The organism is Variovorax sp. dw_954 (assembly GCF_018449755.1).
Taxonomy (GTDB): Bacteria; Pseudomonadota; Gammaproteobacteria; order Burkholderiales; family Burkholderiaceae_C; genus Variovorax.
Map to the genome: position 1 here is coordinate 22,029 of NZ_JAAVVD010000015.1, position 13,485 is coordinate 35,513.

Below are 13,485 nucleotides of genomic sequence, written 5' to 3' on the forward strand. Positions count from 1 at the left end.
AGGAGGGGAAGCATGAAAACAAAAGCAGTTTTGCTGGCGTCTGCGCTTGTCGCGCTTTCAGGTCTTTCTCCATCAGCCGATGCCGGCCGGTGCGGGCCGTCGGGCCAGTGTGGCCCGGGCAGGGCACCCGGCCCCCGAGACGATGTTTCTTTCCCCGAAGCGTCGGCTGTATCTGCGGCAATCAATGCCGCAGGCGATGCTGTACGAGGATTGCCGCTCATCGCTCCGATCTACTCGCTGCCGGGTGGGCAAACCTATGGTCGATGGGCCGTCGAATGGCAACAGTGGATCGCATCCATGCCGGCTGACAGGTATCCGCTGACGGACATGACGGGTCAGTTCTGCGCTGAACGCCAGGTTGGAAAAGTATGGTTCCTCGGTGGGGTTTACCAAGGCACCACGGCCACCCGCAATTGCAGTATCCCGGCCGGGAAGGCCATCTTTTTCCCCTTGATCAACAACTCTTATTCGGCGTTCCTGAACGACCTTCCTGAATCCACGCGAACGGAAGAGTTCGTGCGCGGGGCGGGATCGTGCAGCGTGCCGGCCGAGATTTCGGTCTGGATCGACGGCATCAAGGTCCCCCGCCCGACGAGATACTTCACGGGGCCTGGTGGCAGTCAGTCTCCCATCTACAACGCCCAGATGGGTCCCAACAACATCGGCCAGTACTCACCCGATCCTGCCAGCGGGGCAAGGTATGCAAAGGATCTCGCCCTGGTGCCGAGCGCCGAGCAGGGCTACTACCTTTTCGTCTATCCGCTGAGCGTCGGCGCGCACAAGCTTCGCTGGATCGCCACCGGCTGCTATGCGGCGGACGCACTGCAGGACGTGACCTACCATCTTTCAATCACGGCCAACTAGACCAGGGGCCGCGATTGCAGCGCCGCGCCTTGCGTCAAAGGTAGCCGACCAGCGCCATCACACCCGACAGCGTCACCAGCGCCAGCACCGTCGACACCACCACGCTGGCCGTGACCAGTTCCTCGGCCACCTTGTAGCGCTGGGAGAACAGGAACACGTTGGCGCCGATCGGCAATGCGGCGGCCACCACCATCACTGCCAGCGGCAGGCCGCGCAGGCCCATCGCCCAGCCCAGCCCCAGCGTCAGCAGCGGATGCACCACGTTCTTGAACAGGGCCTGCACGAGTGCGCCGCGCCAGTGCTGCCCCACGGGCGTCAGCGCCAGCGTGACGCCCACCATCGCGAGCGCCACCGGGCTGAAGGCCTGGCCCAGGAGATTGATCGGCGTATCGATCGCCACCGGCAGCGTCCAGCCGGTCTGCGCGAACAGCAGCCCCGCGATGATCGGCAAGGGCACCGGATGGATGATGGCGTTGCGCAGCGCGCGGCCTACCGTGCGCAGCATCGCCTTGCGATCTTGCCGGCCGGCGCCGCTGCGGGCCGCGTTCTCATGCGCCACCGCCAGTTCCAGCACCACCGTCGCGCTGGTCAGCAGCACCAGCGAATGCAGCGAGATCAGCGTCAGCAGCACCACCATGCCGTCCGGCCCGTAGGCCAGCCCGACCAGCGCGATGCCGATCATCACGGTGTTGCTGTACGTATTGGCCAGCGCCAGCACGGCGGCCGTCCGGTTGAAGCCGCGCCACAGCATCGTCGCCGCGAAGATCAGCCCCGCCGCCAGGAAGTAGGCCGCGACGGGCCGCAGGCTCAACTGCTCGACATGCACCGTGCTCATCGAGCGGAACAGCAGCGCCGGCGCCAGCAGCATGAAGATCAGGTTCGACAAATCCTTGACGGATTTGCCGCCGATCCAGCCGCGCTTGCCCGCGAGGTAGCCCGCCGCGATCAGTAGTACGACCGGCAGCAGCGAAGAGATGACGGTGGTATTCAGCGCTTCACCCGGCTCGCAAAGGTCTTCTGGAATTGCCCTGGCGGTTCAACGTGGTCGGGTCGTGCACCACGAAAAAGATCTCGAGGATCTCGCGCAGGGAGATCTGCGCGGTGTCGAACTCGACGTTGACCACTTCCACATGCCCGGTGCGGCCGGTGCACACCTGCTCGTAGCTCGGATTCATCGCCGAGCCGTTGCAGTAGCCCGATTCCACGTCGGTGACGCCCTGCACGCGGTCGAATACCGCCTCGCTGCACCAGAAACAGCCGCCGCCCGGAACGATCGATTCGGTCGAAGAAGACATGGATTTGGCATCCCGGATGTTGCAAAAGACGCAACGCGGCATTGTCGCGGCTTGACGCCCGGAGCGTCGGTCACTACATTACTAACCCGTCAGTCATTAACTCCCTCATGCCGTCCCAGAGCTTCCTTGCCGACAAGCTGCGCACCGTCAGCGCCAAGCGCGAGCGCCGTAAGGAAGCCCGCCCCGGCGAACTGCTGGATGCGGCGCTCGACCTCTTCGTAGAGAAAGGCTTCGCCGCCACCCGCTCCGAGGAAGTAGCGGCGCGGGCCGGCGTTTCCAAGGGCACGCTGTTCCTCTACTTCCCCAGCAAGGAAGAACTCTTCAAGGCCGTCGTCCGCGAAAACCTGTCGGGCAACTTCGCCGACTGGAACAAGGAGTTCGAGGCCTTCGAGGGCAGTACGCCCGACATGCTGCGCCACGTGATGCGCAGCTGGTGGCAACGCATTGGCGCGACCCGGATCTCGGGCATCACCAAGCTCATGATGAGCGAGGGCAGCAACTTTCCGGAGCTAGCGGCCTTCTACCAGGCCGAGGTGGTCATGCCCGGCCACGAACTGCTTCGCCGCATGTTCCGGCGCGGCGTCGAGCGCGGCGAATTCAAGCCGATCGATATCGACATGGCGATTTACACCATCGTCGCCCCCATGATCTTTCTCATGCTGTCCAAACATTCCAGCAACATCTGCATGGCGCCGAGCATCGAACTCGACGCCGACAAGTACATCGCCCTCCAAGCCGAGACGCTCCTGAACGGCCTTTGCGCGCCCTCCTCCAGGAGTGCCGCATGAAAAGGACGTGGTTGCGCTGGCTGATCGGCGCGCTGGTGCTGGTGCTGATCTGCGCAGGCGTGCTGCGCGCACTCTCCGCGCGCAAGGCCCAGCAGGCGGCCATCGCCAGCGCGGCGCAACCGGCCGAGACCGAAGTGGTGTTGACGCCCGCGGAAACTGTGCGCGCGACTCAGCGCGAACTCATGCAGACGCTGCCGGTCTCCGGCACGCTGCGCGCGGTCGACTCGGCCGTGGTCAAGGCGCGCGTGGCCGGCGAGTTGATCGGCCTCACGCTGCGCGAGGGCGACTCCGTCTCCGCCGGGCAGGTCGTCGCGCGCATCGACCCTGTCGAATACAACTTCCGCGTCCAGCAGGCGCAGGAGCAGGCCGACTCGGCCCGCGCGCAGACCGAGATGGCGCAGCGCACGCTCGACAACAACAAGGCGCTGGTCGAGCAGGGCTTCATCTCGCGCAATGCGCTCGACACCTCGCAATCGACCCTCAACGCGGCGCAGTCCACGCACCGGGCCGCATTGGCCGCGGTCGACGTGGCGCGCAAGTCGCTCAACGACACGGTGCTCAAGAGCCCGATCTCCGGGCAGGTGGCGGCACGGCTGGCGCAACCCGGCGAACGCGTGGCCATCGACGGCCGCGTGCTCGAAGTGGTGGACCTGAGCCGCATCGAAGTCGAAGCCACGCTGTCGGCGGCCGACTCGGTGTCGGTGCGCGTCGGCCAGCGTGCTTCCCTGCAGATCGAGGGCAGCACCGCCGGCATGGCGAGCACGGCCTCGGCCGAGCGCAAGGTCGGCGCGAGCGTGGTGCGCGTGAATCCGAGCGCGCAGGCGGGCAGCCGCAGCGTGCTCGTCTACCTCCGCCTGGACAGCAACGACGGCTTCCGCCAGGGGCTGTTCGCGCAGGGCACGATCGACGTGGGCCGCACCACGGCGCTGGCGTTGCCGCTCACCGCCGTTCGCATCGACAAGCCCGCGCCCTATGTGCAGACCGTGGTCGACGGCCGCATCGCCTACCGGCAGGTGCAGACCGGACTGCGCGGCCAGGTCGACGGCCAGACGCTGGTGGCCGTCACCGGCGTGGAAGACGGTGCACTGGTGGTGGCCGGAACCGTCGGCCCGCTGCGCGAAGGTACGCGCGTGAAGCTGGCGGAGGCTGTGGCGGCGCCTGTGGCGGCTGCCGTGTCGCCCGCTGCATCGCCCGCGACCGCGGCCCGCGTCGCATCGGGCGCCGCGCGCCCGGCGCCCTGATCGGCGCGCCCGGCCATGTGGTTCACTCGCGTCAGCCTGCGCAACCCTGTCTTCGCCACGATGCTGATGCTGGCGCTGGTGGTGCTGGGCGTCTTCTCCTACCAGCGCCTGCAGATCGACCAGTTCCCGAACATCGACTTCCCGGTGGTCGTGGTCATCACCGACTACCCCGGCGCCTCGCCCGAGATCGTCGAGAGCGAAGTCACCAAGAAGATCGAGGAAGGCGTCAACTCGATCGCCGGCATCAACAACCTCACCTCGCGCAGCTACGAGGGCCAGTCGGTTGTCATCATCGAATTCCAGTTGTATGTCGATGGGCGCAAGGCCGCCGACGACGTGCGCGAGAAGGTGGCCGGTGTGCGGCCGCTGTTCCGCGACGAGGTGAAGGACCCGCGCGTTCTACGCTTCGACCCGGCCTCGCGCGCCGTGTGGTCGGTGGCGGTGCTGCCCGATCCGGAAGCCAAGCGCCCTCCGAGCGCGATCGAGCTCACCAACTGGGCCGACCAGGTGCTGAAGAAGCGCCTGGAGAACGTGCGCGGCGTCGGCTCGGTCACGCTCGTGGGCGGCACCAAGCGCGAGATCAACCTCTACCTGAATCCCGGCGCGATGGAGTCGCTCGGCGTGACCGCCGACCAGGTGGTGAACGCGGTGCGCAACGAGAACCAGGCCTTGCCCGTGGGGGCAGTGCGCTCGCTCGAACAGGACCGCGTGGTGCAGATCGATGCGCGCATGGAGCGGCCGGAGGACTTCGGCAAGATCATCGTGGCGCGCAAGGCGGGTGCGCCGATCCGCGTCGACCAGGTCGCGCGCGTCTCCGATGGCGCACAGGAGATCGACACCCTCGCCCTCTACAACGGCCAGCGCACGCTGCTGCTCTCCGTGCAGAAGGCGCAGGACGAGAACACCATCGACGTGGTCGACGGCCTGGTCAAGGCCATCGCCGACATCAAGCCGCAACTGCCGCCGGGCGTGAAGCTGGAGCCGATCGGCGACGCCTCCCGATCGATCCGCGTGGCGGTGCAGAACGTGCGCCAGACGCTCATCGAAGGCGCGCTGTTGACAGTGCTGATCGTGTTCCTGTTCCTGAACTCGTGGCGCTCGACGGTGATCACCGGGCTGACGCTGCCCATCGCATTGATCGGCACCTTCTGGTTCATGCAGATGTTCGGCTTCACGATCAACATGATCACGCTGATGGCGCTGTCGCTGTGCGTGGGCCTGCTGATCGACGATGCCATCGTGGTGCGCGAGAACATCGTGCGGCATGTGCAGATGGGCAAGGCGCCGTACAAGGCCGCGCTCGACGGCACGCAGGAGATCGGCCTCGCGGTGCTGGCCACCACGCTCTCGATCGTCGCGGTGTTCATGCCGATCGGCTTCATGGGCGGGATCATCGGCAAGTTCTTCCACGAGTTCGGCATCACCATCGTGGCGGCGGTGATGATCTCGATGTTCGTGAGCTTTACGCTGGACCCGATGCTGTCCAGCCTGTGGCACGACCCGGCCATCGACAAGCACGGCAAGAAGCGCGGCCCACCCGTCACCTTCTACGACAAGACCATCGGCCGCGTGACCGGCTGGTTCGACGATGCGACGGAGAAGCTGGCCGAGGGCTACCAGTCGATCCTGCGCTGGTCGCTCAAGCACAAGCTGGCCACGGTGTTCGCCGCGGTGGGCGTCTTCGTCGGCAGCATCTTCATGGTGCCGCTGCTGGGCACCGAGTTCGTGCCGAAGGCGGATTTCTCCGAGACGGCCATCAACTTCTACACGCCGGTCGGCTCCTCGCTGGAAGTCACGGAGGCGAAGGCGAAGCAGGTCGACGTCATCCTGCATGACATGCCCGAGGTGCGCTACACGCTCACCACCATCAACACCGGCGACGCGCAGGGAAAGATCTACGCGAGCATCTACGTGCGGCTGGTCGACCGCAAGGCCCGCAGCCGCAGCGTCGACCAGATGTCCGCCGTGCTGCGCGAGAAGCTGCGCACGGTGCCCGGTATCACGGTCACGCACGTCGGCCTGCGCGACTCGGTGGGCGGCAACAAGCCCATCGAGTTCTCGCTGCAAGGCCCCGACCTGCAGGAACTCGAGCGCCTCACCAAGCTCGTGACCGAGCGCATCCGAACCATCCCCGGCCTGGTCGACCTCGACTCCAGCCTCAAGCCCGACAAGCCGACGGTGAGCGTGGTGGTCAAGCGCGACGCGGCATCGGACCTGGGCCTGGGCGTGGCGTCCATCGCCAACGCCTTGCGCACGCTGGTGGCCGGCACCACGGTGGGCACCTGGCGCGCGCCCGACGACCAGACCTACGACGTGAACGTGCGCCTCGCCCCCGAGGTGCGCAACACGCCGGGCGACCTGGCCCGCCTGCCCTTCGTCAGCACCACCATGGGCGCCAATGCCGACGGCAGCAGCCGCATCGTGCGGCTCCAGCAGGTGGCCGACGTGCGCGAATCGACTGGCCCGAACCAGATCAACCGCCGCGCGCTGGCCCGCGAAGTCTCGATCAATGCCAACAACGACATCCGCTCCGCCGGCGAAGTCTCGGCCGACATCCGCACCGCGCTCGACGGCATCGCCTTCCCGCCCGGCTACGGCTACCAGTTCAGCGGCTCGACCAAGAACATGCAGGAGTCCTTCGGCTATGCGGTGTCGGCGCTGGCGCTGGCCATCATCTTCATCTACATGATCCTGGCCAGCCAGTTCAAGAGCTTCCTGCAGCCGATGGCGCTGATGACCGCGCTGCCGCTCACCCTCATCGGCGTGGTGCTGGCACTGTTGATGTTCCATTCGACGCTGTCGATGTTCTCGATCATCGGCGTGGTGATGCTGATGGGGCTCGTGACGAAGAACGCGATCCTGCTGGTGGACTTCGCGATCCGCTCGCGCGAGCCGCACCTGGCGGATGACGGCAGCACCGCGCCGGGCCTGGACCGGGCCGACGCCCTGCTGCTCGCGGCCCGCGTGCGGCTGAGGCCCATCCTGATGACCACGCTGGCGATGATCTTCGGCATGGTGCCGCTGGCCTTTGCGCTCAGCGAAGGCGCCGAGCAACGCGCGCCGATGGGCCAGGCCGTGATCGGCGGCGTGATCACATCGTCGCTGCTGACGCTGGTGGTGGTGCCGGTGGTGTACTGCTACATGGATGACCTGGCCAACTGGGCGCGGCGCAAATGGCAGGGAACGCCGGCCGCGCCGGTGGACGGCACACCTAAAATTCACGGCTTGTCCTGACCCGACCCGAGAAAGACCATGAACCCCCACGCCAACCCGACGCTTGAAAACCTGCGCTTCAACATGATCGAGCAGCAGATCCGCCCCTGGGATGTGCACGATCCGGCCGTGCTCGCGCTGCTCAACGAGATCCACCGCGAGGACTACACGCCCGAGGCGCACCGCACCCTGTCCTTCTTCGACATGGAACTGCCGCTCGGCGACGGCAGCGTACCCGGCGAGATCATGCTGGCGCCCAAGATCGAGGCCCGCACGCTGAACGACCTGAAGGTGCAGAAGCACGAGACCGTGCTGGAGATCGGCACCGGCTCCGGCTTCATGGCCGCCCTGCTGGCCAACTGCGCCGCCAGCGTGCTGACACTGGAGATCAACCCCAAGATCGCCGCGACCGCCGCCGAGACGTTGCGCCGCAACGGCGTCAGCAACGCCGAGGTGCGCGTGGCCGATGGTTCTAAGCCGCTGCCCAGCGGTCCCACCTTCGACGTGATCGTGTTGAGCGGCTCCGTCGCGAAGATCCCGCAGAACCTGCTGGGCTCGCTGAAGATCGGCGGCCGCCTCGCCGCGATCGTCGGCGAGGAACCGATGATGCGCATGCACTTCGTCACGCGCACCGGCGAGGGCCAATGGAGCACCGCCCAGCCCTGGGACACGGTGGCGCCGCGCCTGCTGAACTTCCCCGAGCCCTCGCGCTTCGCGTTCTGAGCATCCGATGATCGATCAAGTCGCCCCCGCCGACCTGGCCGCCTGGTTCGCCGCCGACGCGGCCGCGACGCCGGTGCTGCTGGACGTGCGCGAACCCTGGGAATGGCAGACCGCCAGCGTCACGCCCTCCGGCTTCACGCTGCTGACCATTCCGATGAACGAGATTCCGGGACGCCTGTCCGAACTCGATCCGGCCCAGCGCGTGGCCTGCCTGTGCCACCACGGCGCGCGCAGCCAGCGCGTGGCGATGTTCCTGGCCCAGAACGGATTCGATGCGCTGGCCAATGTGGCTGGTGGCATCAATGCCTGGTCGGTCCAGCACGACCCGACTGTTCCCCGCTATTAGTTTTTTTCAGGACCCTTGATGCCCCTCTGGCCCCGGCTGCTTCCACTCCCTGCCGCATTGCTTGTGGCGCTTTCATTGCCGGCTCATGGCCAGAGCCTGATCGAACTCTACGACGCCGCGCGTGGCTACGACGCCACCTACAAGGCAGCGCTCTCGCAGTACGACGCCAGCATCGCGCGGGCCGCGCAGGCCAAGGCGGGCATCCTGCCGGCGGTGGGCCTGTCGGGCAGCGCCGTGCACTCCAACATTGCGGTCGACACGCCGCAGGGCGACATCTCGCGCAAGATCAACACGCAGGCCGGCGGCGTCAATGCCACGCAGCCGCTGTACCGCCCCGCCAACTGGGCCACCTACGAGCAGGGCAAGCTCCAGGCCGACATCGCGCAGGCGGTGCTGACCGGGGCCGAGCAAGACCTCATCGTGCGGGTGAGCCAAGGCTACTTCGATGTGCTCGCCAGCCAGGACACGCTGGCGCTGGTGCGCGCCCAGAAGGCGGCCACGGCGGAACAACTGGCATCGGCCAAGCGGAACTTCGAGGTCGGCACCGCGACCATCACCGACACGCGCGAAGCCCAGGCCCGCTTCGACCTGGTCGTCGCCCAGGAGATCGCGGCCGAGAACGACCTGCAGATCAAGAAGATCGCGCTCGACGAACTGGTCGGCCGGATCGGCACCAACCCGACACCGCTGGCCGCACCTGTCACCCTGCCCGCCCTGCTGCCAGCGGACGTCAATGTGTGGGTGCAGCAGGCCGAGGCGGTCCATCCGTCGATCCTGCAGGCAAGGCTCGGCGTCGACGTGTCGGGGCTCGAAGTGAAGAAGGCCGAGGCCGGCCACAAGCCCACGCTCGACGTGCAGGCCGGCTACAACGTCACCAACAATCCGCAGGGCACCTCCACGGCGCTGGGCAAGTCGCGCATCAACGCGGGCAACATTGGCGTGGTGTTCAACATGCCGCTGTTCGCCGGCTTCGCGACCGAGAACCGCATCAAGGAAACCCTGGCTCTGGAAGACCAGTCGCGCTCGATCCTGGATTCGACGCGCCGCACCGTCAACCAGAACACGCGCTCGGTCTACCTCAGCCTGGTGTCCGGCGCGGGCCAGGTCAAGGCGCTGGAAGCGGCCGAGGCATCGAGCCAGAGCGCGCTCGATGCCAACCGGCTGGGCTACCAGGTCGGGGTGCGCATCAACATCGACGTGCTCAATTCGCAGAGCCAGCTCTACCAGACCAAGCGCGACCTGGCGCTGGCGCGCTATGGCGTGCTGCTGGGCAACCTGAAGCTGCGCCAGGCCAGCGGCACGCTGGCGCCGGCAGACCTGCAGCCGATCAATGCCACGCTGGCGCAAGCCGGCAGCGCAGCGGCCGCCGCGTCGCCCACCGTGCCTTCGGCCGCGACGATCAGCCCGGTGCCCGTGCCGTCGAACTCGATTCCCGGCGCGACGCCCCTGGTGCCGCAACAGCCGTTCAATCCGCCGGCGCCGGTGATGCCGGTGCCGCCTCCGCCGCCGGTCATCCTCAACCCGCCGACGCGCTGAAGTCCCGGGGCGTCTACGCGGCCGCGCGTTCGCGCAGCACCAGCGTCTGCACCGCGATGCCGATGGGCCCGTGCTCGTCATAGAGGCGCGAGGTGACCATGCCCGCGCCCCCGCCGTCCACCTGCGTCTCCGACAGGAGCCCGACCCACTCCCCGACGGGCTCGCGGTACAGGTGCAGGCTGAGGTCGGCGTTCGTGAACAGGTAGCGGTCGAAGGGCAGCACCCAGCTCAGGCCGTTGCCGAAGTCCGCCGCGGCGGCCGCGCGCATGGCGGGTGATGTCGGCACGCCTTGCACCAGGGGCGCCGCGAGCCTGAACCAGGCGCCGGCGGCGCCGGGCTGCGACGGGTCGCCCTGGGCCACACGGGTTTCCATGGCCGTGCGGTAGAACGAGGTCCCTTCGGGCAAGCCCGGGATGCGCACGCGTTCGCTGCACTCGGCAGGCAGGCGCTCCAGCTGTGCCGGCGATCCGCTGTGCGGCAGGTCGGCGGGCAATGCGATCCGCTCGCCGCGCAGCAGCAGGGCATGGGCGCTTGCGACCAGCACATCGCCGGCGAGCAGGTCGATCGTGACGCGCGCCGTCGAGCGTGCGGCCTGCACGCTGTGCTGCGTGCGCAGCGGCGCCACGGGCACCGGCTTGACCAGTTCCACGCTCATGCGCGAAAGGCGCCAATCGCCTTCTGGCGCTGCGCTTTCCGCCACGTGCGCGAGCAGCGCGCAGGGTGCGCCGCCATGCTGGGCACGCGGGTCCCACGGCCCGCGCGAGAGTTCGGTGGGCAACCAGGTGTCGCCCTCCCGTGCGTAGACTGCGTGGACATCGGTCAAGGCTGGGGTGTTGGTCATGTGAAGGATCGGGTCGCCGAAGCGTGCGCCAAAAAGGATGGAAAAATTCTAGACACAACATCGGTGCCAGATGTTCATATTCGCTTGCCATGAAATCCCGTTCGCAACCCCTTGCCTCACCCAAGCGAAGGAAGCCGCTCCAGTCGCGCTCGAAGGAGACTTCGCGCGCCTTGCAGGAAGCCTTTGTTCAGCTCCTCGTCGAGCGTGACTACGCCCGCGTGACGATCCGCGAGATCGTCGCGCTGGCCGGCACCGGCCTGGGCAGCTTCTACCAGTACTTCGCCAGCAAGGACGAACTGGCCCGTACCTGCATCCACCTGCGGACCAAGGCCCTGTTGCAGGCCATGCGCGACGCCGTGAACGCGCATGCCGGGCAGCCCCTGCCCGACATCGTCGACGCGGTGCTGGAGTCGCAACTGGCGGCGGTTCGCAAACGGCCGCAGGAATGGGGCGTGCACTTCGTGCTCGAGCGGCACTTGTCCGGACCCGAGGCCTACCGCAAGATGTACCAGCAGTTCATCGATGAATGGGTGCACGCATTCGAGGTGGGCGCGGGGCTGCCGGCCGGCTTCCCCAGTCAGGAGGCCGCATTGGTGAGCCAAGCCATCATGTACGAGCTGTTCGCCACCACCCACATCCGCTCGGACAAGAAGGCCGACCTGGAGGCGCTGGAGCGCCAGGCGCGGACCGCTTTGCACGCCTACCTGGCCCACGTTCCAGCGCAGGGCGAATCGCGCAAAACCTGAACAAGGTGCCACCGCGGCCGGGCTCAAAGACCGCGTCAAAAACGTGCCTTGTCCCGTGCCGCGTCCCGGAGATCGCGCGCCAGCCATCGGTGCGCCGGCGGCGGCAAACCTGAACATCCTGCGGCCTCTTTTTCCCTAGACTTCTGGCCATCCCATTCAAGGAGGCGACATGGCCTGGCAAACCCACGAGATCAGCAACCAGTTCGACGAACTGACCGACTACAACCTGTTCGCGACCGACGCGCCCCTGCGCGAAGCACTCGCACGCGCCGGCGCCGACTGGGCCGCGCCGCAGATGACCAGCTTCGGCGACACGCTGGGCAAGGCCGAGACCTGGAAGCTGGGCGCCGACGCCAACAAGTACAAGCCCGAGTTCGAGGCCTTCGACGCACGCGGCCGCCGCATCGACACCGTGACCTTCCATCCGAGCTGGCATCAGCTGATGGAAGGCTATCGACGCGAGGGCTTCATCTCCCTGCCCTTCCGCGACATGCAGCAGCAAGGCCGCTGGGCCGCCTGGGCGGCGGGCTTCTACCTGCAGGGCCAGGTCGAGGCCGGCGTGCTGTGCCCGGCCACGATGACGCAGGCCGCCATCCCCGTGCTGCAGAAGGAGCCGGCGCTGTGGGCGAAGTACGGCGCCAAGCTCATGAACAACGAATACGATGCGCGCGACATCCCGATGGACCAGAAGAAGTCGGTCTGGATCGGCATGGGCATGACCGAGAAACAGGGTGGCTCCGACGTGCGCGCCAACACCACCACCGCCACGCCCATTGGCGCGGGCGGTCGTGGCGGCGAATACCTGATCCGCGGCCACAAGTGGTTCTTCTCGGTGCCGATGAGCGACGCCCACCTCGTGGTGGCGCGCACGCAGGAGGGCGGCCATTCCTGCTTCTTCGTGCCGCGCTGGAAGCCCGACGGCACCAAGAACCCGGTTCAGATCCAGCGCCTGAAGGAAAAGGTCGGCAACCGCAGCAACTCCAGCAGCGAAGTCGAGTTCCAGGACGCCCTCGGCTTCCTGATGGGCGAGGAAGGCCGCGGCATCCCGACCATCATCGAGATGGCCACCTACACGCGGCTGAACTGCGTGGTTGGCAGCGCGGGCTTCCTGCGCCAGGCCACGGCGCAGGCCATCGGCTATGCGCGCAAGCGCAAGGCATTCGGCAAGCTGCTGGTCGAGCAGCCGCTGATGCGCGGCGTGCTGTCCGACCTGGCGCTGGAGAGCGAAGCCGGCCTGGTGCTGGCGATGCGCCTGGCGCAGGCCTTCGAGTTCGGCGACGACCCGGCCCAGCGCGTCTGGAAGCGCGTGATGACGCCCGCCGCCAAGTTCTGGATCTGCAAGCGCGCGGTCGAGATTTCCGGCGAGGCGATGGAAGTCTTCGGCGGCAACGGCTACGTCGACAACGGCCCGATGGCCCGCATGTTCCGCGAAGCGCCGGTCAACTCGATCTGGGAAGGCTCGGGCAACGTGATGTGCCTGGACGTGATGCGCGCCATCGCCCGCGACCCCGAAGGCGCGCACGCCCTGCTGCACGAGCTGGCGGGCAATGCGAATGGCGACGCCCGCCTGCTCGACGAGTTGCATGCCCTCGGGGAGATGCTGCAGCAGCCGCCAGAGCAGCTCGAAGCGCTGGGCCGGCAGTTCACGCAACGCCTGGTGCTGGTCGCGCAGGCCACGCTGTTGTGCAAGGTGTCGCCGGCCTTCGTGTCCGATGCCTTCATCGCCACTCGACTCGATCCCCAGTGGGGCCGCGTGGTGGGCGCCATCGACACGCGCCAGATCGACGTCGCGGCATTGCTGGAGCGCGCGCTTCCCGCCTGAGAAGGTGTGAATCTTCCTACTGCGGCCACCGATCTCGGGTCTGCGGTCCTCACCGCACGAGAGTGCGGTT

The 13,485-nt window shown here is 67.2% G+C and carries 11 protein-coding genes and 1 pseudogene; 9 read left to right on the forward strand and 3 right to left on the reverse strand.

The features are described from left to right. Nucleotides 1-12: 12 nt before the first annotated feature. Nucleotides 13-864 carry a hypothetical protein gene (locus HB681_RS22015; RefSeq protein WP_213957003.1) on the forward strand — a complete coding sequence of 284 codons (852 nt, stop codon included), beginning with the start codon at nt 13-15 and terminating at the stop codon, nt 862-864. Nucleotides 865-898: 34 nt separating this feature from the next. Here the strand turns inward: HB681_RS22015 and HB681_RS22020 are convergent, their stop codons facing one another. Further along, entirely contained in the window at nt 899-1,855 is a 957-nt protein-coding gene (locus HB681_RS22020) for an AEC family transporter (RefSeq protein WP_213957144.1), read from the reverse strand. Nucleotides 1,856-1,886: 31 nt separating this feature from the next. Next, nucleotides 1,887-2,159: pseudogene (gene msrA, locus HB681_RS22025) on the reverse strand (peptide-methionine (S)-S-oxide reductase MsrA); the annotation flags it as partial. Between the two features lie 107 nt (nt 2,160-2,266). Here msrA and HB681_RS22030 point away from each other — a divergent pair. Genes HB681_RS22030 through HB681_RS22055 form a run of 6 tightly spaced genes read left to right on the forward strand, consistent with a single transcriptional unit; the run spans nt 2,267 to nt 10,006 of the window. Next, the gene (locus HB681_RS22030) at nt 2,267-2,947 is read left to right on the forward strand and encodes a TetR/AcrR family transcriptional regulator (protein ID WP_213957145.1); all 681 of its coding nucleotides are present in this window, start codon (nt 2,267-2,269) and stop codon (nt 2,945-2,947) included. Continuing rightward, on the forward strand, nt 2,944-4,188 hold the full coding sequence (locus tag HB681_RS22035; RefSeq protein ID WP_213957004.1) for an efflux RND transporter periplasmic adaptor subunit: 1,245 nt from the start codon (nt 2,944-2,946) through the stop codon (nt 4,186-4,188). The genes HB681_RS22030 and HB681_RS22035 overlap by 4 nt, the downstream gene beginning before the upstream one ends. A gap of 15 nt (nt 4,189-4,203) precedes the next feature. Next, nucleotides 4,204-7,422, forward strand: coding sequence for an efflux RND transporter permease subunit (locus HB681_RS22040; RefSeq protein WP_213957005.1), 3,219 nt, complete (start codon nt 4,204-4,206; stop codon nt 7,420-7,422). A gap of 18 nt (nt 7,423-7,440) precedes the next feature. After that, nucleotides 7,441-8,124: a protein-L-isoaspartate O-methyltransferase gene (locus tag HB681_RS22045; RefSeq protein WP_213957006.1), complete on the forward strand. Its 684-nt coding sequence runs from the start codon at nt 7,441-7,443 to the stop codon at nt 8,122-8,124. Between the two features lie 7 nt (nt 8,125-8,131). Further along, a complete protein-coding gene (locus HB681_RS22050; RefSeq protein WP_213957007.1) occupies nt 8,132-8,470 on the forward strand; it encodes a rhodanese-like domain-containing protein in 339 nt (112 codons plus the stop codon). A gap of 18 nt (nt 8,471-8,488) precedes the next feature. Further along, entirely contained in the window at nt 8,489-10,006 is a 1,518-nt protein-coding gene (locus tag HB681_RS22055; RefSeq protein WP_213957008.1) for a TolC family outer membrane protein, read from the forward strand. A gap of 13 nt (nt 10,007-10,019) precedes the next feature. Here the strand turns inward: HB681_RS22055 and HB681_RS22060 are convergent, their stop codons facing one another. Further along, entirely contained in the window at nt 10,020-10,847 is an 828-nt protein-coding gene (locus HB681_RS22060; protein ID WP_213957009.1) for a thioesterase family protein, read from the reverse strand. 89 nt (nt 10,848-10,936) lie between these two features. Here HB681_RS22060 and HB681_RS22065 point away from each other — a divergent pair, with 89 nt between their 5' ends. Together HB681_RS22065 and HB681_RS22070 are read left to right on the forward strand one after the other, a co-directional pair. Then, complete coding sequence (locus HB681_RS22065) at nt 10,937-11,593, forward strand: TetR/AcrR family transcriptional regulator (protein ID WP_213957010.1); 657 nt, start codon at nt 10,937-10,939, stop codon at nt 11,591-11,593. Nucleotides 11,594-11,762: 169 nt separating this feature from the next. Beyond that, on the forward strand, nt 11,763-13,415 hold the full coding sequence (locus tag HB681_RS22070) for an isovaleryl-CoA dehydrogenase (protein ID WP_213957011.1): 1,653 nt from the start codon (nt 11,763-11,765) through the stop codon (nt 13,413-13,415). Nucleotides 13,416-13,485 lie beyond the last annotated feature (70 nt).

Coding starts and splice junctions, on each gene's coding strand:
- HB681_RS22015 (WP_213957003.1), top strand. CDS start 13: ATGAAAACAAAAGCAGTTTTGCTGGCGTCTGCGCTTGTCGCGCTTTCA.
- HB681_RS22030 (WP_213957145.1), top strand. CDS start 2,267: ATGCCGTCCCAGAGCTTCCTTGCCGACAAGCTGCGCACCGTCAGCGCC.
- HB681_RS22035 (WP_213957004.1), top strand. CDS start 2,944: ATGAAAAGGACGTGGTTGCGCTGGCTGATCGGCGCGCTGGTGCTGGTG.
- HB681_RS22040 (WP_213957005.1), top strand. CDS start 4,204: ATGTGGTTCACTCGCGTCAGCCTGCGCAACCCTGTCTTCGCCACGATG.
- HB681_RS22045 (WP_213957006.1), top strand. CDS start 7,441: ATGAACCCCCACGCCAACCCGACGCTTGAAAACCTGCGCTTCAACATG.
- HB681_RS22050 (WP_213957007.1), top strand. CDS start 8,132: ATGATCGATCAAGTCGCCCCCGCCGACCTGGCCGCCTGGTTCGCCGCC.
- HB681_RS22055 (WP_213957008.1), top strand. CDS start 8,489: ATGCCCCTCTGGCCCCGGCTGCTTCCACTCCCTGCCGCATTGCTTGTG.
- HB681_RS22060 (WP_213957009.1), bottom strand. CDS start 10,847: ATGACCAACACCCCAGCCTTGACCGATGTCCACGCAGTCTACGCACGG.
- HB681_RS22065 (WP_213957010.1), top strand. CDS start 10,937: ATGAAATCCCGTTCGCAACCCCTTGCCTCACCCAAGCGAAGGAAGCCG.
- HB681_RS22070 (WP_213957011.1), top strand. CDS start 11,763: ATGGCCTGGCAAACCCACGAGATCAGCAACCAGTTCGACGAACTGACC.